At 38.4% G+C, this 23,165-nt stretch carries 18 protein-coding genes and 2 pseudogenes; 6 read left to right on the top strand and 14 right to left on the bottom strand.

Annotation, left to right across the window (positions count from 1 at the left end; genetic code table 11):
• The first annotated feature begins 1 nt into the window (after nucleotide 1).
• Nucleotides 2–3,031: a TonB-dependent receptor gene (locus B6A32_RS11905; RefSeq protein WP_085304291.1), complete on the top strand. Its 3,030-nt coding sequence runs from the start codon at nucleotides 2–4 to the stop codon at nucleotides 3,029–3,031.
• Between the two features lie 354 nt (nucleotides 3,032–3,385).
• Here the strand turns inward: B6A32_RS11905 and B6A32_RS11900 are convergent, their stop codons facing one another.
• Nucleotides 3,386–4,153 (bottom strand): FadR/GntR family transcriptional regulator, encoded by a 768-nt coding sequence (locus B6A32_RS11900; RefSeq protein WP_085304289.1) that lies wholly within the window; start codon nucleotides 4,151–4,153, stop codon nucleotides 3,386–3,388.
• Nucleotides 4,154–4,928: 775 nt separating this feature from the next.
• On the opposite strand from B6A32_RS11900, the gene B6A32_RS11895 reads away from it, so the two are divergent.
• Together B6A32_RS11895 and B6A32_RS11890 are read left to right on the top strand one after the other, a co-directional pair.
• The gene (locus B6A32_RS11895; RefSeq protein ID WP_085304287.1) at nucleotides 4,929–6,410 is read left to right on the top strand and encodes a mannitol dehydrogenase family protein; all 1,482 of its coding nucleotides are present in this window, start codon (nucleotides 4,929–4,931) and stop codon (nucleotides 6,408–6,410) included.
• A 128-nt stretch (nucleotides 6,411–6,538) separates the two neighbouring features.
• Nucleotides 6,539–8,734, top strand: a complete 2,196-nt coding sequence (locus B6A32_RS11890) for a heparinase II/III domain-containing protein (RefSeq protein ID WP_085304348.1) — start codon at nucleotides 6,539–6,541, stop codon at nucleotides 8,732–8,734.
• Here B6A32_RS11890 and B6A32_RS19285 read toward each other — a convergent pair whose 3' ends face one another.
• Nucleotides 8,735–8,878 (bottom strand): hypothetical protein, encoded by a 144-nt coding sequence (locus tag B6A32_RS19285; protein WP_158088483.1) that lies wholly within the window; start codon nucleotides 8,876–8,878, stop codon nucleotides 8,735–8,737. It abuts the gene before it with no gap.
• 408 nt (nucleotides 8,879–9,286) lie between these two features.
• Between B6A32_RS19285 and mutS the strand changes: the two genes are divergently transcribed.
• Nucleotides 9,287–11,848 carry a DNA mismatch repair protein MutS gene (mutS, locus tag B6A32_RS11885; RefSeq protein ID WP_085304345.1) on the top strand — a complete coding sequence of 854 codons (2,562 nt, stop codon included), beginning with the start codon at nucleotides 9,287–9,289 and terminating at the stop codon, nucleotides 11,846–11,848.
• Between the two features lie 185 nt (nucleotides 11,849–12,033).
• Here mutS and rpoS read toward each other — a convergent pair whose 3' ends face one another.
• The 11 genes and pseudogenes from rpoS to B6A32_RS11840 all read right to left on the bottom strand — a co-directional run bounded on the left by rpoS (nucleotide 12,034) and on the right by B6A32_RS11840 (nucleotide 19,416).
• The gene (gene rpoS / locus B6A32_RS11880; RefSeq protein WP_085304284.1) at nucleotides 12,034–12,960 is read right to left on the bottom strand and encodes an RNA polymerase sigma factor RpoS; all 927 of its coding nucleotides are present in this window, start codon (nucleotides 12,958–12,960) and stop codon (nucleotides 12,034–12,036) included.
• An 84-nt stretch (nucleotides 12,961–13,044) separates the two neighbouring features.
• Complete coding sequence (locus B6A32_RS11875; RefSeq protein WP_233131403.1) at nucleotides 13,045–13,893, bottom strand: peptidoglycan DD-metalloendopeptidase family protein; 849 nt, start codon at nucleotides 13,891–13,893, stop codon at nucleotides 13,045–13,047.
• Nucleotides 13,894–13,910: 17 nt separating this feature from the next.
• Nucleotides 13,911–14,489, bottom strand: a complete 579-nt coding sequence (locus B6A32_RS11870; RefSeq protein WP_085304282.1) for a YqaA family protein — start codon at nucleotides 14,487–14,489, stop codon at nucleotides 13,911–13,913.
• Nucleotides 14,490–14,492: 3 nt separating this feature from the next.
• Nucleotides 14,493–15,170, bottom strand: a complete 678-nt coding sequence (locus B6A32_RS11865) for a protein-L-isoaspartate(D-aspartate) O-methyltransferase (RefSeq protein ID WP_085304280.1) — start codon at nucleotides 15,168–15,170, stop codon at nucleotides 14,493–14,495.
• Nucleotides 15,167–15,919, bottom strand: a complete 753-nt coding sequence (gene surE / locus B6A32_RS11860; RefSeq protein ID WP_085304278.1) for a 5'/3'-nucleotidase SurE — start codon at nucleotides 15,917–15,919, stop codon at nucleotides 15,167–15,169. Before surE ends, B6A32_RS11865 begins: the two co-directional genes overlap by 4 nt.
• 2 nt (nucleotides 15,920–15,921) lie before the next feature.
• Nucleotides 15,922–16,464, bottom strand: coding sequence for a tRNA pseudouridine(13) synthase TruD (gene truD, locus B6A32_RS19640; protein ID WP_408607671.1), 543 nt, complete (start codon nucleotides 16,462–16,464; stop codon nucleotides 15,922–15,924).
• An 81-nt stretch (nucleotides 16,465–16,545) separates the two neighbouring features.
• A pseudogene (gene truD, locus B6A32_RS19635) lies at nucleotides 16,546–17,004 on the bottom strand (tRNA pseudouridine(13) synthase TruD); the annotation flags it as partial.
• Between the two features lie 135 nt (nucleotides 17,005–17,139).
• Nucleotides 17,140–17,604: pseudogene (gene ispF / locus B6A32_RS19360) on the bottom strand (2-C-methyl-D-erythritol 2,4-cyclodiphosphate synthase); the annotation flags it as partial.
• A complete protein-coding gene (gene ispD / locus B6A32_RS11850) occupies nucleotides 17,601–18,323 on the bottom strand; it encodes a 2-C-methyl-D-erythritol 4-phosphate cytidylyltransferase (protein ID WP_085304276.1) in 723 nt (240 codons plus the stop codon). The pseudogene ispF and the gene ispD, both read right to left, overlap by 4 nt.
• Complete coding sequence (ftsB, locus tag B6A32_RS11845) at nucleotides 18,323–18,625, bottom strand: cell division protein FtsB (RefSeq protein ID WP_085304274.1); 303 nt, start codon at nucleotides 18,623–18,625, stop codon at nucleotides 18,323–18,325. Before ftsB ends, ispD begins: the two co-directional genes overlap by 1 nt.
• A 101-nt stretch (nucleotides 18,626–18,726) precedes the next feature.
• Nucleotides 18,727–19,416, bottom strand: a complete 690-nt coding sequence (locus tag B6A32_RS11840) for a hypothetical protein (protein WP_233131402.1) — start codon at nucleotides 19,414–19,416, stop codon at nucleotides 18,727–18,729.
• A 343-nt stretch (nucleotides 19,417–19,759) separates the two neighbouring features.
• On the opposite strand from B6A32_RS11840, the gene upp reads away from it, so the two are divergent.
• On the top strand, nucleotides 19,760–20,386 hold the full coding sequence (upp, locus tag B6A32_RS11835; RefSeq protein WP_085304272.1) for a uracil phosphoribosyltransferase: 627 nt from the start codon (nucleotides 19,760–19,762) through the stop codon (nucleotides 20,384–20,386).
• Nucleotides 20,387–20,477: 91 nt separating this feature from the next.
• A complete protein-coding gene (locus tag B6A32_RS11830) occupies nucleotides 20,478–21,737 on the top strand; it encodes a uracil-xanthine permease family protein (RefSeq protein ID WP_085304270.1) in 1,260 nt (419 codons plus the stop codon).
• 145 nt (nucleotides 21,738–21,882) lie between these two features.
• On the opposite strand, the gene B6A32_RS11825 is transcribed toward B6A32_RS11830, so the two are convergent.
• Nucleotides 21,883–23,109: an ABC transporter substrate-binding protein gene (locus B6A32_RS11825; protein ID WP_085304267.1), complete on the bottom strand. Its 1,227-nt coding sequence runs from the start codon at nucleotides 23,107–23,109 to the stop codon at nucleotides 21,883–21,885.
• Between the last annotated feature and the right edge of the window lie 56 nt (nucleotides 23,110–23,165).

Genomic DNA, 23,165 nt, shown 5'->3' with positions numbered 1-23,165 from the left:
TATGAGACAACAATTATCTAAAATAACCTTAGCGGTTCTTTCAGCTACCTCGCTGACTTTTGCAGCATCAGTTGCTGCACAAGAAACAGAAGCTGAAGCACAAGCTAAAAAATCAGTTGAAGTAATTCAAGTGACCGGCATGCGTAGTTCACTGACAAGCGCGCTTGCAGAAAAACGTGATACAGCTAACCTTGTCGAAATTATTATGGCAACTGATATTGGTAAATTACCTGACCAAAACCTTGCAGAGGTTCTTGAGAACGTAACCGGTATTCAAATTACAAGAACAGCAGGTATTGGTACCGGTGTTCAAATTCGTGGTAGTAACTCTAACCGCGTTGAAATTAATGGTGCATCAACGGTAGGCTCAGGTGCTGGTCGTAGCGGAATGAATTTTGAAGATCTTTCTGCAGCGATTATTGCTGGTGTTGAAATAACAAAATCCCCTGAAGCTAAAACGACTGAAGGCTCGGTTGGTGGTACAGTAAACTTACGTACAATTCGTCCACTAGAGTTATCAGAAACATTAGGCTCTATTCGTGTACAAGGTGAAGACAGTAGTTTAACAACTGATGGCGTTCAACCAAGAATATCTGGTGCTTACGGTGATAACTGGGAGCTTGATTCAGGTAAATTTGGTTTTGTCATTAGTGGTAGTTACACTAAACAAGAAGCCACGTCATTCCGCCCTCGTGTTGACCGCGACGGTAGCCTTGTTGAAAATAGAAATGCTGACGTAACTCGCTACAACAGCGACGGTGAAGCTGTAGTTGAAGATCAAGCAACCAAAAGACCAGTTGCACAAGATTATGACTTTCTTGGTATCCAATTCTTAAACCAAGAATTAGAAAATTTCGAATATGAAACAACTAACATTGCAACCACTTTTGAATTCGCTCCTAACGACAACATGAAGTTCTTCTTCGATGCTATTATTACTGATCAAGAGCGTCGTCAAGAAAGTACACGTGTTCAAGCATCAGGTGTAAGTAGTGTACTTAACTACACTTTACCTAGTCAGTTTGAAACGATTGACTTTGGTTCACTTGATGGTGTTGACTTAGGCAGCATTCAAGCAGCATCTCGAGGCACAATTCAGCCAATAAACTCTGTTGATGATGATGATCCAAACCTACGTTTTAACAGTGATACTGGTGCACGTGTAACAGATACACAAGTATTTAGACTAGGCGGTGAATGGCAAGGTGATAACCTATTTATCAGCGCTGAGCTTTCAACGGCAAGCTCTGATACTGAAACACCATCTTTAAATACCCAGTTAAACTTTATTAACCCTAACCCATTAACACCACTCGATGGTTCAAGTAACGATAACAGTGTGCCATTTATTTATGACTTAACGGGTGGTTCATTAGCTTTTGGTATCGACTTTGCTTCACCATTTGCACCAACGGTTGCTAATTTATTAGACCCTAATAATGTCGTACTTGACCAAGTAGATATTAGCCGTAGCACAACAGAAAACTCTGAAGATGCTTTTCGTATCGACTCTACTTATTATGTAGATGATAGTATTGTTACATCTGTTGACGTTGGTTACCGTTATAACGTAACCAAGCATGATTCTGTTTCAATATCAGATCGCATTGGTGGCTTCAGTAAAATGGTTGATAGTCCTAACGGTTCTTTGTTCGCCGATTTACTTATTGCTGGCCCTGATCACTTTGGTGATGCCGATGGCAGAGAGTTAGCAATGCGTAACTTTTTAATTGTAAATCCTGATCTAGCTTTCAACGACCCTGACGGCGTACTCGCTACTTTGGAAGCAGCATTAGTTGCTCATGGCGGTAATCAAGACTTCTCAGATCTTACTCCTTCAGATACAGCAGCATTTAGTATTGAAGAAAAAACGCATGCTTTATATGCACAAGCAAACTTCGAATATGAAATGATCCGCGGTAACATTGGTGTACGTCATATCTCTACCGATATTGAGTCACGTGCTAACAGCGTTGTTAATGGCGATGTAATCCCAACGTCAAACAAAGGTGATTATAGCTACACGCTACCTCGTTTAAACTTAGTTGCAGATGTGCATGATGATGTAGTACTTCGTTTAGGTTGGGGTAAAGACATTCTTCGCCCTAACTTTGGTGATTTAAATACTTCAGTATCATTCGGTACTAACGAAAACCAATCAGTAGAGATCGGTAATGCCGCTTTAGAGCCTGAAGAAGTAACATCATTTGACCTTTCTGCTGAATGGTATTTTGCTGAAGCTGCTGTGGTAAGTATTGGTTATTTCAATAAAGAGCGTTCGAACTTATTTGTGACTAAATTAGAAAGTGCGATTATTCAAGCAAATGGCTGGCGTGAAGCAGGTCCTACTTGTGCCGGTGGTGGTATTTATAACCCAGCTGTTCAGCCAAACGCGATAGGCGATCCAAACACTACTGGTTTGTGTGTTGATGTTGAAACTAAATTAAATGATTCAGCAACCACTACGCAAAAAGGTATTGAGATGGCGGTTCAGTATGACCTTTCAAGCTTTGAAGAAGACTTAGGTTGGGCATCTGGTTTTGGTATTGTTGCTAACTACACAATTCAAGAATATAGCGGTGGTTCGGCTTTCTACACTTCTGCAACACGTGGTACCGATATCTTTAACGCAATTAACGGCGTTTATGATAGTGCACAATTTGTTGATGTAACATCTGACCGAGGTCTATTAGACTTTTCAGAAAATGCTTACAACGTTGCTGTTTACTACGAAAAGTATGGTCTTTCTGCTAGATTACGTTACACATGGCGTGAAGCGTTCCGCACAGAAGATACTGCTGCTGGTGCTAGCTTGAACTCTACATTAGGTTTCCCTGTTGTTACACACGACAGGGGTCAGCTTAACGCGAGTATTAGCTATGACGTGAATGAAAACTTAAACCTTGGTCTTGAAGCTGTTAACTTAACAGAGTCAGACATTACACAATCTTGTGTTAATGAAGGCGCAATGCTTTGTGCTCAAGGTATTACTGACCGTCGTATTACTTTTGGTGCTAGCTACAGATTCTAAACGAAAAAAAATGGCGCTGTATTGTTTAATATCAGCGCCAAGTTTAGGAGTATAGCGCTAACGTTTGTTGTTTTATAACGTTAAAGCAAGCCAGTCTAAATAAGCCATTAACGAGTCTCTGTACTGGTTGATGGCTTTTTTTATCAATAGTAATTAGCTAATTGCACTATTGGGAATTAAAACGATTAGCGTTGAGGCATGGAGCTTTGACTTTGACTTTGACTTTGACTTTGATCAGTTTGGTTTTTCTTAAGTAGGAACTCAACACCGCTAGTTTTTATCTAACGATGCTGATTAATTGAAGTAAAGAAGCGGAGTATGTGTTTAGATTTCAGCTTAGATTTGCTAACGCGTTTAAATCAGCCCTCTTGTTTTACTCAATCTTTCTCGGCTTTTAATCACTTGTTTTCGAGCCGCCTCTACAGCTTCAACCTCTGTCGCTTGTAAAATACCATCGATAACTCGCATTAAATGTTCGCGCATTAAAGTTCGAGCCGCTTTAGCATCACGTGATTTTAGAGCTTCATATATTGCTCTGTGTTCATCAACAGAAGGTTTAACACCACTCTCTCGCACAGTTTGATACATGCGCTTGGTTAATGCTGAACTGTCTCGCTCATCCCACAGCCCTTCAATAACAGTACTTATGGCACTATTGTTAGTCGCTGTTGCAATAATCATGTGAAATCTTTTGTCAGCAGCTTCATGACTATCTAAGTCACGCTTGTTTTCACTTGCCATCTCGTCAAGCGTTTGTGCAAGCTGGGCTAATTGTTCATCTGTTATCATAGTAGCAGCAAGTGCAGCGGCTTCACCTTCAAATAATGCTCTAGCTTCAGTTAGTTCAAAGGGGCCAACATCTTTATCTGAAAAGCGGCTTTTTCTTTTGTTACTTTCGATAATGTAAACACCTGAGCCCATACGCACTTCAACATAACCTTCTAACTCAAGTGCTATAACCGCTTCACGAATAGTGGGTCGGCTAACAGTAAACATTGCCGCTAAATCACGTTCAGCAGGTAACCGCATACCAACCGTATATTGTTCAGTCTCAATGAGAGTAACGAGTTTCTCAGCCACTTGTTGATATAAACGCGGGCCTTTTGCTGGCGATGACTTCATAAAATTATATTCACTTGCATTTAATGCACCTAACTGACCAATATAGGAATGTAGATGACCAGTTTTAGAAAGATGAATTATAATACAGAATATAATGTCAGTTTTATATACGTCATCGCATATTACTGTTAGCTATTTAAGCAGGCCTGCTAAGTAAAATTCTCGCATTTATAATGCAATATTTGGTTTAGCTTGCAGGATAAAAGCTTATTGATAACAACTTACTTGTCTTTTTACTTGATTAAGATTGGCTGTATTTCAACGCCCTACATTGGTAAGTCCAAATAAAAACATAAAACCAAAACCTAAATCATTGTAATTTATATAGATAATTACACACCCGTGCTATACAGAATAACAAGTTACAAATAACACAAAAATAAACTGGTAAGGCCGATTACTTTTCGTTTATTATAAATGAAGTAATATTTAACCTGAACTCTGGATAAGCAGCACTTGCTCAATGCTCCCTTTTAAGCCATTTTCTGCGTTAAAACGTCGATAAATAGCGCGCTATTCATAAACGTTTTGCCTTGGAAATGGCATAAAATGAAGCATTGATGATATCTATTCGTGATGTTCACATGGCTATAGCATTTACTTTATTACCTAAGCTTTTGGTTCACTTGAGTTTCAAGCACTCATTATCCAGAGTTCAGGTTATTTATATGATGAACAAAGCTTCTGAAAATTAGATAAATATGTTGATCATTAAAGTGGCAGTTATAACTAACTAACACCTAATCGCTTAAAGCAATACAAACAAGAGAACGATATGAACTTAGCGTTAAATCAATTAAATTTATCTCAAGTTGCCAGTAAAACAGAGGTTTCTGTTCCGCAATACGATAGAGAAAATACTGAAATTGGTATTGTTCATCTTGGTCCTGGTGCTTTTCATCGTGCTCATCAAGCGGTTTATACTGAAAATGCACTAAATTTATCTGGCGGCAACTGGGGTATTTGTGGCGTTTCACTTCGTAGTGCAACCGCACGAGACGTTTTAGCCGAGCAAAATAATTTATATACTCTGGCAATTTTAGATAAAAATATTAGTTATCAAGTGATCGGTGCCGTAAAGGAACTACTCGTTGCAAGCGAGCAAACACACGAAGTAATTACGCGTATGTCTGCAGCTAGTACAAAACTTGTTACCTTAACAATTACCGAAAAAGGCTATTGTTTAGCTGCAGATGGCTCTTTAGATTTAAACCATAACGATATTAAACTTGATTTAGCAAACCCAAGCGCTCCTACTAGCGCGATTGGTTTTATTGTTGAAGCGCTCAAAACTCGTCAATTAAACGGTATTAGTGCCTTTAATGTGCTCAGTTGTGACAACGTTTCAGGAAATGGTGACAAGTTACGCCGTGCAGTTTTAGATTACGCAAATCAACTTGATGCAAACCTTAAAAGCTGGATAAAAAACAATGTTGCCTTTCCAAATGCCATGGTGGATAGCATTACACCTAAAACCGAAGATTACACTATAGAGTCGGTATCTAAAGCCATAGGTATGCAAGACAATTGGCCGATTCAAAGAGAAGAGTTTACCCAATGGGTTATTGAAAATAACTGGCAAGGTGAGCGTCCAAACTGGGCAGCTGTTGGAGTTATATTTACCGACGATGTTGAAGGTTTTGAAAAAGCAAAGTTAAGATTGCTGAACTGCCTACACTCAACGTTAGCCTATGCAGGGTCTCTAGCTGGCTTCGAGACAGTATTTGACGTTACCAGTGACAAAGGCTTTTATCAGTTTATTAGCAAACTTGCTTCAGAAGAAATTATTGGCTCTTTTAATCCACCAAAAGAATTAAATGCCGAGCTTTATAGCAAGGATATTATCCAACGCTTTTTAAACCCTAATATTCGTCACTTATTAGCTCAAATAGCCTTCGATGGTTCACAAAAAATACAAATGAGAATATTACCAACCATCGAAGATAACTTGCGCCTAGGTCGATCAACAACATTACTTGCTTTGTCATTAGCTTGCTGGTTTGAATTTATTTGCCAAGCGCTAAAGTCAGGTAGCGAGATAGTTGATCCCATCGCAAGTACATTGGCCAACATGCCTCAATTAAAAAGTAATGACGTAATCGAAGTTGTTGAAGCTTTTTTAAGTATTGAGTCAATTTTTGATCAAACATTTAGAAGTAACACACAACTTAAAACCCAATTAGCTAACAGTTTAACCGCGTTACGTCTTGGCGATATCAAAAACATTAGCAACATTGTAGATAAATTGTCTGCTTAAAAAGTAGCTTTGATTGTACTTTAAGCAATTAGTAATTTTAATTTGAAGAACGGGTATTTATGAAACAATTAAATCAAACCTCATTCACTGTCTTATTGGCACCAAAAAAATGGCTAACCACTATCACCATGGTGTTTTTAGCGTTTATGGCTAACACTCAACTAGCGATGGCAAAAACTAGCCCTAATTTAGTGATAACAGGTGCTGACGTTAAAAATATGCGCGCTGCAATACAAAGTGAGGGCCAATTCAAAAGCACATTTCTTACCAGTAAAGCTTCGGTTGATGAACAAATAACACAAACCATCACTGTACCACAGCCAAAAGATGGCGGCGGTGGTTATACTCATGAACGTCATAAAAAAAATTACAAGTTAATGTACGATGCCGGCATTATTTATCAACTAACCCAAGATGAAAAATATGCTAACTATGTTCGTGACATGCTACTTGTTTATGCTGAACTTTATCCTACATTACCGCTTCACCCGAAAAGAAAAATGGGTAAACAAAGCCCTGGTAAACTATTTTGGCAAAGCTTAAATGAAGCAATGTGGTTGGTTTATACTAGCCAAGCTTTCGACTTGGTTTTACCTTCGTTAAATACCGCAGAAAAGGATAAAATCGAAACAGGTTTATTTCGCCCTATGGCTAAATTTTTATCTGTAGAGTCACCTCAAACCTTTAACAAAGTGCATAATCACGGTACCTGGGCAACCGCAGCAGTTGGTATGACAGGTTATGTACTAGGTGAGCAAGAATGGGTAGAACAAGCGCTTTATGATCTAGAACTATCAGGCGAAGGTGGCTTTTTAAAACAACTAGACGAGTTATTTTCACCACAAGGTTATTACAACGAAGGTCCTTATTATCAACGTTATGCGTTAATGCCTTTCGTTACTTTCGCTAAAGCAATTCAAGCTAACCAGCCTGAACGTAAAATTTTTGAATACCGTGATGGCATTTTATTAAAAGCGATAGATACCACCATTCAGCTAAGCTACAACAAGTTATTTTTCCCTATTAATGACGCGATTAAAAGCAAAGGTATTGATACGATTGAATTAGTTAACGGTGTTGCCATTGCTTATGGTTTAACAAATGATGCCGGCTTCCTAGATATTGCTAAACAGCAAAATGAAATTATATTAACCGGCGATGGCTTAAAAGTGGCACAGGCATTAGACCAACAGCTTGAAAAACCTTATCTGTTTAAATCTGAAGCGTTTGGTGATGGTAACGACGGTAAGCAAGGTGCTTTGGTAGTTATGCGCCAAAATGTTGCTGGTGAGCAAGCCGTTTTATTTAAGCCTACAGGACAAGGTTTAGGGCATGGCCATTTTGATAAACTTACTTGGCAGTTTTACGATAAAGGCGCTGAAATAGTATCAGACTACGGTGCAGCAAGATTTTTAAATGTTGAAGCTAAATTTGGTGGTAGATACTTACCTGAGAACCAAACGTGGGCAAAGCAAACGGTTGCTCACAATACCGTAGTGGTTGATGAACAGTCGCACTTTAACACCAATGTTAAAGTGGGTAATGCGAATCACCCTGAGTTATTGTTTTTTGAAAAAAATGACCAAGTTATAATGAGCTCAGCAACCATTGATACTGCTTACAAAGGTGTAGAATTAAAACGCACAATGGCGTTAATTAAGCTGCCATTAAAGCATAAATCAGGATTAGAACAATCGCTGGTGGTTGATGTGTTTGATATAAAATCAAAAGAATTACATCAATATGATTTACCTGTTCATTATAAAGGTCACCTAATTAGCACTGATTTTGCGTTAGACACCCAGTTAACAAGTTTACCTGTTCTTGGTGAAGAAAATGGTTATCAGCATTTATGGTTAAAAGCTCAAGCACAACCCAAAGCAGGTTTATCGCAAATTACCTGGCTAAACGATAATGGTAGATTTTATACTAGCTCAGCGGTTATGGATGGTGATTCAACTATCATGTTTACTCAAATTGGTGCTAACGATCCGCTATTTAACTTGCGCAATGAGAATGCTTTTATCAACCGTAAAACTAACGCTAAAAATCATACTTTTGTTAGCGTGTTAGAACCTCATGGTGAATATAATCCGTCAAAAGAGTTTACTATTTCTGCGGTCAGTTCAATTGAAAAGCTTACGCATAAAAAAGTTGATAATATTGACGTAATTGAAATTAGCCTTGTTGGTAATCAACACTATGTATTAGCCTTTAATTCAGCCAAAAGCATTAAAGCAAAGGAGTTGAATAGCTTTGCGCATAACGGTAAGAATTATCAATTTAATGGCCGTTTTAAATTGTTTACCCTAACGAGCAAGTAGTTAATCGTTAACGTAATAATCAGCAAAAGCTACGAATATCCAAAGTAGCTGTTGCTGATTATATTCTTTTTTAGTAACAACATCTCTGCGTTTAAACCCTAAAATGCTGCCAATTTTTTTCAGCATAATATCGAAAGAAAACACGTTTATTTACTTAAAAGCTTGTCTATTGCTTTAACCACTTAGTTCTATATTATTCGATCAAACAACTTGAAACGACACATTAAATCTAAATAAAACCGATAGCTCCACTGCCATGTTTATCAGTTAATTATTTACGACCTGTCCTTACTTAAAGCTGTTTACAGGGAGCACTTAATATAATTTTCTGTTAGTATCATTTTCAATAATTACATTACTTATCTTAAGCTTTATACTTGATATTAAATTTCCATTTTCATCAAATATTAGCGCTTTATTTTGTCTAGACTCACAGCTTAGATAAATGGCGAGTCCTTATTCACCTTGTAAAAGCTGAATAAGGAGAATAAATATATCAACATTAAATACAAAGCTTTAGTGTATAACTCAACCGATAAAAAAACATATAAAATGACTGAATCAGAACTTTCCAAACACACACCTATGATGCGTCAGTACCTGACAATTAAAGCCGAATTTCCTAATATTTTAATTTTTTATCGTATGGGCGATTTTTATGAATTGTTTTTTGATGACGCCAAAAAAGCAGCTGATTTACTCGATATTTCATTAACAGCGCGTGGAAAAACCGGTGGCAATGCAATACCAATGGCGGGGGTGCCGTATCATGCGGTTGATGGTTATTTAGCTAAGTTAGTAAAATTAGGCGAATCTGTTGCTATTTGCGAACAAATTGGTGATCCAGCAACCAGTAAAGGCCCTGTAGAACGAAAAGTGGTTCGAATAGTAACGCCTGGTACCGTGAGTGATGAGGCTCTATTGAATGATCGCCAAGATAATTTAATTGTGGCTATTCATCAAACTTCACAAGGTTTTGGTCTTGCTTATTTAGATATGACCAGTGGTCGTTTTGTTTTAGTAGAGCCGAGAACGGAAGAACAAGTTCAAGCAGAGTTACAACGTTTATCGCCAGCAGAATTGCTCTACCCTGAGTCTTTAGCTGCCAATAATGTTGTTGCTGGTCGAAAAGGACTTCGTCGTCGTCCCGATTGGGAGTTTGATTTAGAAACCAGTAAATCCTTACTGAATAAACAATTTGGCACTCAGTCTTTGTCAGGCTTTGGTGTTGACGACAAGCCTTTAGGCATCGCAGCAGCAGGTTGCTTATTTCAATATGTTAAAGATAGCCAACGTATTCCGCTACCGCATATAAGATCAATTATTGGTGAAAGCGCTTCAAGTGCTGTTATTCTTGATGCCGCTACTCGTCGAAACTTAGAGTTAACGCAAAACCTTCAAGGCGGTAATGAAAATACTTTAGCTGCAATTCTAGATAAAGCTGCCACTCCCATGGGGTCGAGGCTACTTAAACGATGGTTGCATTTTCCTCTTCGTGATCTTGCTGCACTAAATAACCGCCAAAGTGCCATTGAAAATATCTTACAACAAGATTTATCATTCGAGCTACATGCTAACTTAAAACAGTTTGGTGATATTGAACGTATTGTCGCACGTATGGCCTTACGCTCTGCTCGTCCTCGAGACTTTGCTCGATTGCGAAATGCACTAATGCATTTACCTGAACTACAAACACTTACCAAAAGTTGTTCTCAAGTGCATTTAGCGACGCTAATAAGACAGTGCCAGCCAATTCCCGCAACTCAGGCGCTATTAGAAAGTGCAATTGTAGAAAACCCTCCGGTATTAATTCGCGATGGTGGTGTTATTGCACCTGGCTACAATGAAGAGTTAGATGTATTACGTGATTTAAGCGATGGTGCTACAGAGTTTTTAGCTCAACTTGAAGCGCGAGAGAAAGAACGTACAGGTATTCAATCATTAAAGGTCGGTTACAATAAAGTTCACGGTTTTTATATTGAAATGAGCCGAAGCTCAGCGATTGATGTTCCTGATGATTATATTCGCCGACAAACGCTGAAAAACAACGAACGCTTTATTACCAATGAATTAAAACAGCACGAGGAAAAAGTGTTATCGGCACAAAGTAAGTTCCTCGCTTTAGAAAAACGTCTATATGAAGCATTGTTTGATCAAATTATGCCAGAGTTAGAGAAGCTGCAACTACTCGCCCAATCTCTATCTGAAATAGATGTACTTAATACCTTTGCTGAACGTGCGGAAACGTTAAGCTATATTAAACCAGTATTACAAGAAGAAAGCGGCATTAACATTGAAGCCGGTCGACATGCCGTAGTCGAACAAATGACGACAGAGCCTTTTATTGCGAATCCTGTTGTCCTAAATAACAACAGAGAAATGTTGATTATTACTGGGCCTAATATGGGCGGTAAATCGACTTATATGCGCCAAACAGCCCTTATTGTATTACTCGCCCATATAGGGTGTTACGTACCTGCAAGCGCAGCAACCATTGGCATGGTCGATAGAATATTTACCCGTATTGGCGCATCTGATGATTTAGCCAGTGGGCGTTCAACCTTTATGGTGGAGATGACAGAAACGGCTAATATTTTACATAACGCTACTAATAAAAGTTTAGTGTTATTAGATGAAATTGGTCGCGGCACCAGCACTTATGATGGTTTATCACTGGCTTGGGCTTGTGCAGAAATGTTAGCGATAAAAACCAAAGCTTTTACACTTTTTGCAAGTCATTACTTTGAATTAACATTACTAGCAGATCAAATTAAAACACTTGCTAATGTGCATTTAGATGCAGTTGAGCATGGAGACAGTATTGTTTTTATGCACACAGTACAAGAGGGTGCCGCCAGTAAAAGTTTTGGTCTGCAAGTAGCTCAACTTGCTGGAGTACCCAAAAGTGTTATTCAACGAGCAAAGCAACGTTTAACCGAGCTTGAAAACATGCAAGCCCCTTCTGTTATGAATAACGAACCACAAGCATTTGAACAGCTACCTTTAATGGATAACAGTCATCCTGTTGTGGAAACGTTAAGCACAATCGATGTCAACGATTTAAGTCCTAAAATGGCACTAGATTTACTCTATAAGTTAAAAGGGTTAGTGTAAAAGCAAAAGATTATAAAAGCTTGACGCATAATGTATTTTATACTTTTCAACAGTAATAATGAGCCGCTGATTAATCAACTTGCAGTAAACTAATATTTAGCTGAAGTAGACAAAAATATTGACCTAAAAAAACCAGCAATCGCTGGTTTTTTTTATTTAAAAACATAATTAATAGTCGAGTAAATTTATACTTGAAATAACGCTTCGATAGATAAATCTTGCTGACTTAAAATATCGCGTAAACGCTTCAATGCTTCTACTTGTATTTGGCGAACACGTTCACGCGTTAAACCGATTTCAACACCCACATCTTCAAGGGTAGCCGCTTCGTAACCTAATAAGCCAAAACGCCTTGCTAATACTTCACGTTGTTTAGAATTAAGTTCATCCAGCCAATCAACTATACTGTGTTTAATGTCGCTACTTTGCAGCTTTGTTTCTGGTCCGCCAGATTTTTCGTCAGGAATAACATCTAATAAAACTTTTTCGCCATCGCCACCGAAAGGAGAATCAACAGAGGCGATACGCTCATTCAAACGCAGCATTTTACTAACACTTTCGATAGGAACATCAAGTTCTAGGGCAATATCTTCAGCAGTGGGTTCATGATCAAGTTTTTGCACTAGCTCACGGGCAGTGCGTAAATAAATATTAAGTTCTTTAACCACATGAATAGGTAAGCGTATGGTGCGGGTTTGATTCATAATGGCGCGCTCAATGGTTTGACGAATCCACCAAGTAGCATAAGTAGAAAACCTAAATCCACGTTCTGGATCAAACTTTTCAACTGCGCGAATTAACCCTAAATTACCTTCTTCTATAAGATCTAACAGGGGTAAACCACGATTATTATAACGGCGAGAAATTTTTACAACTAAACGGAGATTACTTTCAATCATACGTTTACGTGAACGTTCATCTCCTTTTAGGGCGAGGCGAGAAAAATAGACTTCTTCTTCGGCGGTTAGTAGGGGTGAAAATCCTATTTCACTTAAATATATTTGTGTTGCATCCAGACTAGAAGAAGTTTCTTCAGGTGCTTCCACCGTAGTGCTGGTTAACTTTTCCTTAACGGCAACATCAGAACATGTTGGTTCTTTCTTTATACCCATGTTATATCTCCCTTTTTAGCTTAAGCTAAATTTACTGACTAATTACTCACATTGGCTCCAATTTATTTTTATAAATTTTTATTATTATTTCGGCAAATACTTCATAGGATTAACTGATTTTCCGCGAAAGCGAACCTCAAAATGAAGCATGACTCTTTCAGCGTCTGTATCACCCATTTTAGCAATCACTTGACCGGCTTTTACAACCTGCTGCTCTTTCACTAGAATGCGATCATTATGTGCATAAGCACTGAGGTAATCTTCGTTATGTTTAACTATGATTAATTGACCGTACCCTTGCAAGGCACCACCGGCATAAACTACTTTGCCGTCTGCTGTTGCTTTTACCGAATCACCGCGACGCCCCGCAATGTCGATTCCTTTATTTCCTTGTTTTGCTGTGGAAAAATTACGAATAACCTTTCCTTTAGCAGGCCACCGCCAATTACGTATTTTTTGTGAAAAGACAGTGGTTTGTTGCTGATCATTGTTGCTTACTTTTCGTTCAGCTACACTTCCACCATACGCTTGCTTTTTCTTCTGCGCAATAGGTTTTTTTATAACTTTTTGTTTTGATGATGTGCGGCTTTTACTGTTAGTGTTATTAGCGCTAGGTTTACTCGCTTTTTTAACTAAAAGCAGTTTTTGCTGCGGGTAAATATTGTAGGGTGCTTTAATATTATTGATAGCCGCTAAGGTACGAATATCGACATCTGCTCGCCATGCTATTGAATATAGCGTTTCACCTTTTTTGACTATATATTCACTTCCTGTGACGCTATTTTTCAATCTTTGGCTTAAAGGAAGCGAACCTTGAACATCAACAACAGGAGCAGGTTTGCTACGCGTAGAACAGCCATTAATGGCTATTAGCAGCATTAGTACCAATATATGATTAGTGCTAATTGAGTGACCCTGCATCCATTTCGTCATAATGATAAAGTTACCTTTTAGCGTGTTGCGACATAAGCAACAACAATGGCAATAACAACCAGCCAACCTAAAACATCAACCCACTGTTTCAGTTTTTTCTCCATCGCGGCACCGCCCCAACGAATAATGCCGGCTACCATAAAAAATCGCATGCCACGACCAACTGCGGAGGCAATTAGAAATGGTAAAAACGCCATACTTAAAAAACCCGCACTTACGGTGAATAATTTATAAGGGATTGGAGAGAAACCGGCAATAAACACCACCCAAACTCCCCACTCACTAAACCATAACATAGCTTTATCGAATCGCGCTTGATAACCAAATTCAGTTATCAGTGGTTGTATCCAAGGTTCAAACATTAAGTAGCCTAAGCCATAGCCAACTATACCACCCAGCACTGAGGCAATAGTGGTAATGGTTGCAAAACGCCAAGCTTTTTCGCGTTGCGCCATTACCATAGGCGCTAGTAATACATCGGGAGGGATCGGAAAAAAAACTGACTCAGCAAAGCTTAAAGCCGCTAAGATTCTTGGAGCAAATTGATGCTCAGCCCATTTAAGTGTCCATTCGTATAATGCAGAAAATATTTTCACAAACTATCCTAACGCGCCAGGTACTAAAGGAACAAAACGGACAGCTTCAATTTGCTGCTCGTTAAATTCATCACCTTGACGGGTAATTAATTTTAACACTTGGCTTTGTTCACCAACAGGAATAATTAAACGTCCACCATCGGCAAGTTGCTCTAATAATGCTTGGGGCACTTTAGTTGGAGCAGCCGTTACAATGATTGCTTGAAAAGGTGCTTTGCTTTGCCAACCTTGCCAACCATCGCCATGCTTCATTGAAACATTATGTAGATCCATCGAACGTAAACGACGTTTTGCTTGCCATTGCAGTGACTTAATACGCTCAACGGAAAACACTTTAGGGGTTAATTGCGCCAATATTGAGGTTTGGTAGCCAGAACCCGTGCCTATTTCTAGAATACTGTCAGGCACGCCATCAGCAAGTAACAATTCTGACATTTTTGCCACAATATAAGGTTGTGAAATAGTTTGACCTTGTCCAATGGGCAACGCCGTATTGTCATAAGCTTTATGCGCTAAAATTTCGGGTACAAATATATGTCGAGGAGAACTTGCTATCGCTCTTAATACTTGTTGATTTTTGATGCCCTCAACCAGTAATTTTTGAGCCAGTAATTCACCACTACGACCCGATTTACCACTGATATTACTGCTTACTCTGGTATTGATATTACTTTGTCTCATATTGAAAGTTCATTAATCCATTCAGTCATTTTTGCCAAGCTTTTATAAGCGGTCATATCTATTGTTAACGGGGTAATTGAGGCATAGCCATTAGCTACAGCATAAAAATCAGTACCTGTACCGGCATCAAGCTCTTGTCCTAATGGGCCGTACCAGTAAATATCACGTTGCCAAGGATCTTTCACCTTTTTCATCGTTTCTGCTTTATGACGGTTGCCTAGCCGAGTTACTTGTATACCTTTGAGTTCTTTAAGCGATATATCAGGTACATTAATGTTAATAATTTGATCGCTCGGCAGTGGGTGAAGCTTCAAGCGTTCAATAAATTTTGCTGTAACCACCGCTGCCGTTTGAAAGTGCTTAGGATTAGAGGATACTAATGAAACCGCTATTGCAGGCATACCTAAATGACGCCCTTCAGTTGCCGCAGCAACCGTACCTGAATAGATAGTATCATCACCTAAGTTAGCACCATGGTTAATACCCGCCACAACTAAATCTGGTTGAGGCTGCATTAGTTGAGCGGCCCCTAAATGCACGGCATCTGTAGGCGTGCCATTGACAGAAATAAAGCCATTTTCTAATGTTTGGGCACGCAAGGGATTTAATAAAGTTAATGAATTGCTAGCGCCGCTACAGTTTCTATCGGGAGCAACAACCGTAACATCAAAATATTTTACAAGCTCATCATATAAAACTTTAATTCCGTCGGCATGAACACCGTCATCATTACTTAATAATATTCTCATGTTCAGTTTTTCAACTCCGTGTTATCGGCTGAAATATTAAGCTCAGCCTGAGTGATCGCCGTTGAGTTTCTATTCATGTTTATATCTACACGCTCTGTAAGGTCGGTATAATCAATGAGCTCTCGCATGATGGTGGTGGCATAAGCGCCAGCAGGCAAGAAAAATGACAACGTAACTATATCGTTATCTACTGTAATATCGGTTTCTTTAATATTGAGACGAATTCTACGACGTTCTTGTTTTAAACCAAAGCGAGGTAAGCCCTCGCAAAGTGTTGGTTGTAAATCGGCAATACTTTGTTCAAAAGTACGGGCTTCGTCGGTTGTCATTAACTCACCTGCGCCCCACATTGGCGCGGTAATATCAATATCATGTTCATTAAGACGCGTTGTTAAACTTTCGTCACTAACATCGGCTAAAAATACCGATTGCGTGCCCGCTAACATTAAAACATCGCCATTGATTATGTTGTCGAATATTTGTTGCTCAATACGTTGACTTAGCATTTGATTAAAAATTAACGAACGTGCCGCAGATAAATACATACCACGCTTTTTCTTGTCTTTAACTTTTTGGCCAGAGAATAACCCAATAGCTTTTTCAATATTACCGCCACTAATACCAAAACGTTGCTCGCCAAAGTAATTAGGCACACCAAAGTTACTTACAACATGCCAACGCCTAACGAGTTCATCAATATCGGTTACATCACGTAAAGTGATTTCAAAGCGATTGCCGTCTAAGCCACCAATACGCAATTTTTTGTTATGACGTTTAAATGATAAAACCTCAACACCTTCAATGCTTAAATCACTTAAGTCATAGTTTTGTTTGCCCGGCAAATGCACCCCGAACCATTGTTCAGTTACCGCAAAGCGATCTTTTAAACCAGCATAAGAAACTAACGACTCTTTAACGGAAAAATACTGTGCTAATTGCTTAGCAACAAAAGCGGTATTGGCACCGGTTTTTCGAATATGAATATAAAGGTGTTCACCTTCACCACAGGGTTTGAAAGGTATTTTTTCAAATACTTTAAAATCTGACCTGTGTTGTCTTAATAAACCGGTAGATTTAGGTTTACCATATAAATATGCAAATTCAGGCAAAGCAGATATGCTTTGATCAGTTAAAGATGCTGCACTATGCTTGTGTACTTCAGCATCATGATTAACCGCGGCTTTAATTGGCGATTTTATTTTATTGTCATTGCTGTCTTTCATCAATAGCACTACTGCATGTACTGATACGCCTTCTTTTCGACCAACATAACCTAGTTTTTCAGTTGTTGTTGCTTTGACATTTATTTGGTCTATATCTGCTTGTAAATCTTGTGCTAAACATTCACGCATGGCGAGAAGATGCGGTGCCATTTTAGGCGCTTGAGCACACACGGTAATATCGGCATTACCCAAGCAAAAACCTCTTTCTTGCATTAAGCCAACAACATGGCGTAATAAAATTCGGCTGGAAATATTTTCATATTCACCGTCAGTATCGGGAAAATGATTACCTATGTCAGCCAAACATAATGCGCCTAAAATGGCATCACATAATGCGTGTATGGCAACATCACCATCAGAGTGAGCGATAAAGCCATACTCGAAAGGGATCTCAATACCACCTAAAACTATCGGTCCTGCACCACCAAACTTATGAACGTCGAAACCATGTCCTATTCTCATATTGCCTCTACAGCTAAATTATTTTTTTGTTGATTTAGTATGAACTCGGCTAAAAACAAATCTTCTGGCTGAGTTATTTTTATATTATCACTACTTCCCTTCACTAAGCCGCTATCATAACTTAGCGCTTCCATCGCTGAGGATTCATCGGTGATATCAATACCGTTAGCTAGCACTGAAGTTATCGCTGAGGTTAATTCAACAGTTTTATACATTTGAGGCGTTAACGCATGCCACATTTGGCTGCGATCTAATGTTGATGCCACCCGTTGTTTATTATCTGCCTGTTTCATGGTGTCACGCACTGGAGAAGCTAACAGGCCGCCATGATTATTTTCAAGACAATAAGTTATCAGTTGAGTTAAATCACAATGTCGAACGCAAGGTCTTGCTGCATCATGAACCAAAACCCAAGGCTCTTTCATTGCATTTACATGTTTTAGTCCTGCAAGAACTGAATCCACTCGCTCTTTACCGCCAACAACTTGAGTAACATTAGGGTTGTTTGATAATGCAGTATGAGAAAAGTATTCGTCATTTTCACCTAAGGCAATAACAACGTGGGCAATTGCTGGGTGGCTCAGTAAACGCTGAACGGTATGCTCTAAAATGGTGATATTTTCAATACTTAAATATTGTTTTGGACAGGCTGAAAGCATGCGTTTACCAACGCCTGCTGCGGGCACAACTACGGTAAAATGCCCTATTGAATCGCTCATTATCGCAATCGTTCCTTTTCATCGGCATCATCATTAGGTATCACACGAAAAAAAGTTTCACCTTGTTTAATCATACCTAGCTCATGACGAGCTCGTTCTTCAATGGCTTCAGTACCAGACTTTAAATCGTCGGTATCGGCATACAGTAATTTATTTCTTTGCTTAAGCTTATTGTTGTTTACAACTTGTCGACTAACCTCGTCTTCTAAAGCTAAATAATCAGGCACACTATTTTTACCAAACCAAAGTCGGTATTGTAAAAGTATGAGAAAAAGTAGTAAAACTGCCGTGATAAGCCGCATAAAATATCTAAAGTTGAAATTAAAGAAGGTTATTAATACGCTATTATAAATGCGTACCGTCTGCTGTAAACACCCAACGAGATTTAAAAGCCATTGTTAGTCTAATTTACCCTAGGTTGTTTGAAATTACGCCAATTAATTGTACAAGAAAGTAGTAATTCACGTAATGATGGCATGATAGGTTGCGACTTACGACTATTTTGCCAGCAATGCCCTGCGCAAGCTGCTGTCATAATTTTTTTCGTCGGCTTAAGTAAATTAACGCCATTTTTCAGTAGTTCGCTATCTTCATGGTTATCAGAGGAATTAGTAGTTAAGTAAAACCAGCCATACACATTAGTGCGAATACGTTGTTTTTCTCGATCTATTCTGTCAATGCTGTCCAGTACAATATGGCTATTAAGCCCTATTGGCACGACTAAGCCAAGCACCAAAGATTGGTTTCGATACCATGTCATAACATTTTCATCATCTGAGAGTTGGCTTATTGATGGATGAGCATTGCCTTGCTTAGCCGACCAACTCGCATTTTGAATATCTAATTCGAGAGGTGTTTGCGCATTAAGTAGCGCAAAAGCGGTGCGTTTTACATAATGAGGCAAGCTTTTTATGCGGTTTTGCAAACTGGTGAGTATTACGTTTTCATCTCGAGCTAAAGCGGTTAGTTCTCGTTCATATAGGGCATTACAAAGCTCAGCAAAGTCTGAAGACTGTTGTTGCGATTGCCATAATAATGATTGAGTCACCATGAATTTAATTACTACTTTAAGAGATGCTGATAATTTAAGCATACTCGATTGTTGTGTAAAGATAAAATAGCACATCAAGTTTTTGCTATTCACTGTTCAACAGCTAGCTTTAAAACATCATTTTGTGTGTTTCTAATGGCCGAACATAACAAAACCTTGATTATACTATGCGTTTAAAGGAAGCATTTAAACAATGTTAAGTTTTGGTAAAATTAGTGCTAATTAGATAAAATAAACTGATTTATTAGTGTTTAAATACCCAAGTTATACATAAGATTTAATCGTTAACAATAAAACAAAAAATTATCACCTCTCAAGCAAGCATTTTTAGGTTGTTTGGGTATAATATCGAAAAAATATTTTCATCAAGCTTCTGGAGCAAATAATGAGCGTAATCGAAGTAAAACATCCCCTAATTAAACACAAGCTTGGCTTAATGCGTGAAGCCGATATCAGCACGAAGCGTTTTCGTGAACTTGCTTCTGAAGTGGGCTGTTTATTAACCTATGAAGCCACGAAAAATATGGAAGTAGAAACAACAACAATTAATAGTTGGAATGGTGAAATTCAAGTAGAACAAATTAAAGGTAAAAAAGTAACGGTTGTACCAATTTTACGTGCTGGCTTAGGTATGATGGATGGGGTTTTAGAGCTTATTCCTAGTGCTAGAATCTCTGTTGTTGGCATGTACCGAAATGAAGAAACATTAGAGCCTGTATTTTATTTTGAAAAGCTTGCTGGTCAAATTGAAGAACGTTTAGCCTTAGTTATCGATCCAATGCTGGCTACGGGTGGCTCTATGGTCGCTACGATAGATCTTCTTAAAGAGCGTGGTTCAACTAATATTAAAGCGCTTGTTTTAGTTGCCGCACCAGAAGGTGTTGCTGCCCTAGAAAAAGCGCATCCTGACGTTGAATTATATACAGCTTCTGTAGACGACTGCTTAGATGACGCTGGTTATATATTGCCGGGTTTAGGTGATGCTGGGGATAAAATTTTCGGCACTAAATAGTGCTAATTATCGATAGTTAATATAACTTTCGCCATAAAATGGTTTAACCTGATTAAACTGTCAGTCTGCTGGCAGTTTTAAAGAGCAATATATGACCACAGAAAATAGCCAAATAGAAAATCTTCAACAACAATCTCTCTTTAAAGAAATAATTACTGGCACTCAAATGTTGTTTGTTGCTTTTGGCGCGCTAGTGTTAATGCCATTGCTCACCGGCTTAGATCCTAATGTTGCTTTATGCACTGCCGGTATTGGTACCTTATTATTTCAATTAGTCACCAAAGGTAAAGTACCGGTTTTTTTAGCCTCTTCGTTTGTTTTTATTGCTCCTATTATGTACAGCACACAAACTTGGGGAATTCCGGCAACTATGGGCGCTCTTGCTGTGGTAGGCGGCGTGTACATGTGCTTCAGTGGTTTAATCAAAGCGCGTGGTGTAGGTTTTATCAGTAAATATTTGCCGCCCATTGTTACTGGCCCCATTATTATGGTTATTGGTTTATCACTAGCACCAGTTGCTGTTCATATGGCTTTGGGTCGAACAGGTGACGGCTCTGCAGAGCTTATATCTCAGTCGGTAGCATTAAGTATTTCACTGCCTGCGCTTTTAACTACCCTTTTAGTTTCAGCATTTAGTAAAGGTTTTATGCGTTTAATGCCGATTTTATCAGGTATTACTGTCGGTTATTTATTATCGCTATATCATGGCATTATTGATTTTACTCCAGTACAAAATGCCGCATGGTTTGCCATGCCTAAATTTAGCGCACCAGAATTTAACTGGCAGGCCATTATCTATATGTTACCCATTGCAATTGCCCCTGCTATTGAACACATTGGTGATATTTTAGCTATTGGCTCTGCAACCGGTAAAGACTACATTAAAAAGCCTGGCTTACACCGCACACTATTCGGTGATGGTATAGCTACAACAGCGGCTTCAATGTTAGGTGGCCCACCTAATACGACATATTCAGAAGTTACTGGTGCTGTAATGCTAACCAAAGCGTTTAACCCTAGAATTATGACTTGGGCTGCTTGTACGGCAATTATTATGGCTTTTGTTGGCAAGCTTGGCGCTTTGTTGCACACTATTCCTGGTGCCGTAATGGGCGGTATTATGATGTTGCTATTTGGTTTAATTGCCAGTGTCGGTTTAGGTAGTTTAGTGAAAGCAAAAGTAGACTTTGATCAACCTAGAAACTTCATTATTTTTGCCGTAGTGTTGGTTTTTGGTATTGGTGGAATGGCATTAAATTTAGGCGGATTTAGCATTCAAGGTATTAGTTTGTGTGCGTTAGTTGCCATTGGATTAAACTTGATATTACCAAAAGATAAACTCAGTAACTAAAGTCTTAGGTTAGTTATTAATGTATAGACCTGCCCTAAATTAGCTCAGGTCTATAATCAAAAGTAACTAGACTACTCAATTAGAATACCCAAATACGTTCAGCTGACAGCATACTGTAATTCATTTTGATAGTGGCTAAGTTCACTTATAAATCTACAGCAATTAAAATCTCATCACTTTTACCAAACTTAGCCATACAATAAGAATCTAAGTCTAATGCTTCATGAGCATTATTATTGGTTTTTTGATCAAATTTCGAAAAGGGCTTTATATAGTTTTTAACTAAGCCTTGAATTGGTTTATCAATATTTTCTAGTGCTAAACGAATGTTATTTCGATCTATATTCATTTCCCCAGATAGACCAACTTGTTTAACCGCTTGGATAAATAACTTAGTAAGATCATAAGCATGAATAAAGCCAACTGCAGACTTTAAATCTGCTGGTTCCGTTATTTCTCCTTTAGAATGCGCAATTAATTTCGAAAAAACGTCATTTGCAAATGAACTTTGATAAGGGTTTGTGAAAGCAAAGCAAGTCTGTATAAAGTTTAACTGTAATGTCTTACGACGTTCATTTGAAATAATTTCATGAAAATTACCACTAGTAATACCCCAATGGCTAATAATGGGTAAACGTTGGTTCTCAGGTTTATTCAAAATTTCATTTACAATTACCGCACCTTCCGTTGCATTACTAACCAAAACGATACAATCGCTTTGTGAGTGGGCAATTTCATTTACAATTACCGCTGCTGCTTTTGCTTTTATATTCCAAGAAAAGCGTGTTGTTTCATGTTTATCTATGCCATGAGTTTTTAAAGCTTCTGACATCGTTTTTAAGTTGGCATCACCCCAGGGCGTTTTTTCGAGCAACAAATGTGGCTTTTTGCATTGTTGCTCAGTTATAGCGTAATTAATAAGAAATGGGCCTGCTCTGCTGTCATCAATAGACAGCCTAAACATCCAATTCTCTGTTGATGGATAACGTGTTATATAATCAGCCGCCGCCCAAGGAATAAGAGTTAACGCTTTATTCTCATTAATATAAGTTCGGTTTTTGATCAGTGGAGGTGAATGAATACCTGAATAAATAACTAAGGCATTAGGGTCATTGATAAACGCCTGATAATTGCGCTTACTTCTAATAGCATTGCCACGATGATTTAAATATTTAAATGCAATGGTAAAATCGTTAAGTGTGTTATCTATTTCACTAAAAGCAAGCTCAATGCCCTGCTGTATAGCTTTTGAAGAGGCTTTATTATCAGAAAGATCAGCATCAAGATAAACATAAAGCTTTTTATCTTCCGCAACGGCTGGGATGATAAAATTAGATATTATCAACATAAATATTAGCAATAATTTATTCATTTATTACCCACTCAAAGGTATATCATTACTCTGAATTAGCGCACAGATAATAGTAA

Origin of the sequence: Colwellia polaris (assembly GCF_002104515.1) — a bacterium.
In the GTDB taxonomy this organism is placed as follows: Bacteria; Pseudomonadota; Gammaproteobacteria; order Enterobacterales; family Alteromonadaceae; genus Cognaticolwellia; species Cognaticolwellia polaris.
Note: the sequence above shows the minus strand (reverse complement) of the source record. Positions and strands in the feature narration are given on the sequence as shown.

What these genes read in the sequence shown, in the direction of transcription:
- B6A32_RS11905 (WP_085304291.1), top strand. Translation starts at nt 2, where the DNA reads ATGAGACAACAATTATCTAAAATAACCTTAGCGGTTCTTTCAGCTACC.
- B6A32_RS11900 (WP_085304289.1), bottom strand. Translation starts at nt 4,153, where the DNA reads ATGAAGTCATCGCCAGCAAAAGGCCCGCGTTTATATCAACAAGTGGCT.
- B6A32_RS11895 (WP_085304287.1), top strand. Translation starts at nt 4,929, where the DNA reads ATGAACTTAGCGTTAAATCAATTAAATTTATCTCAAGTTGCCAGTAAA.
- B6A32_RS11890 (WP_085304348.1), top strand. Translation starts at nt 6,539, where the DNA reads ATGGTGTTTTTAGCGTTTATGGCTAACACTCAACTAGCGATGGCAAAA.
- mutS (WP_085304345.1), top strand. Translation starts at nt 9,287, where the DNA reads ATGACTGAATCAGAACTTTCCAAACACACACCTATGATGCGTCAGTAC.
- rpoS (WP_085304284.1), bottom strand. Translation starts at nt 12,960, where the DNA reads ATGGGTATAAAGAAAGAACCAACATGTTCTGATGTTGCCGTTAAGGAA.
- B6A32_RS11875 (WP_233131403.1), bottom strand. Translation starts at nt 13,893, where the DNA reads ATGACGAAATGGATGCAGGGTCACTCAATTAGCACTAATCATATATTG.
- B6A32_RS11865 (WP_085304280.1), bottom strand. Translation starts at nt 15,170, where the DNA reads ATGAGACAAAGTAATATCAATACCAGAGTAAGCAGTAATATCAGTGGT.
- surE (WP_085304278.1), bottom strand. Translation starts at nt 15,919, where the DNA reads ATGAGAATATTATTAAGTAATGATGACGGTGTTCATGCCGACGGAATT.
- truD (WP_408607671.1), bottom strand. Translation starts at nt 16,464, where the DNA reads ATGTATTTATCTGCGGCACGTTCGTTAATTTTTAATCAAATGCTAAGT.
- ispD (WP_085304276.1), bottom strand. Translation starts at nt 18,323, where the DNA reads ATGAGCGATTCAATAGGGCATTTTACCGTAGTTGTGCCCGCAGCAGGC.
- ftsB (WP_085304274.1), bottom strand. Translation starts at nt 18,625, where the DNA reads ATGCGGCTTATCACGGCAGTTTTACTACTTTTTCTCATACTTTTACAA.
- B6A32_RS11840 (WP_233131402.1), bottom strand. Translation starts at nt 19,416, where the DNA reads ATGCTTAAATTATCAGCATCTCTTAAAGTAGTAATTAAATTCATGGTG.
- upp (WP_085304272.1), top strand. Translation starts at nt 19,760, where the DNA reads ATGAGCGTAATCGAAGTAAAACATCCCCTAATTAAACACAAGCTTGGC.
- B6A32_RS11830 (WP_085304270.1), top strand. Translation starts at nt 20,478, where the DNA reads ATGACCACAGAAAATAGCCAAATAGAAAATCTTCAACAACAATCTCTC.
- B6A32_RS11825 (WP_085304267.1), bottom strand. Translation starts at nt 23,109, where the DNA reads ATGAATAAATTATTGCTAATATTTATGTTGATAATATCTAATTTTATC.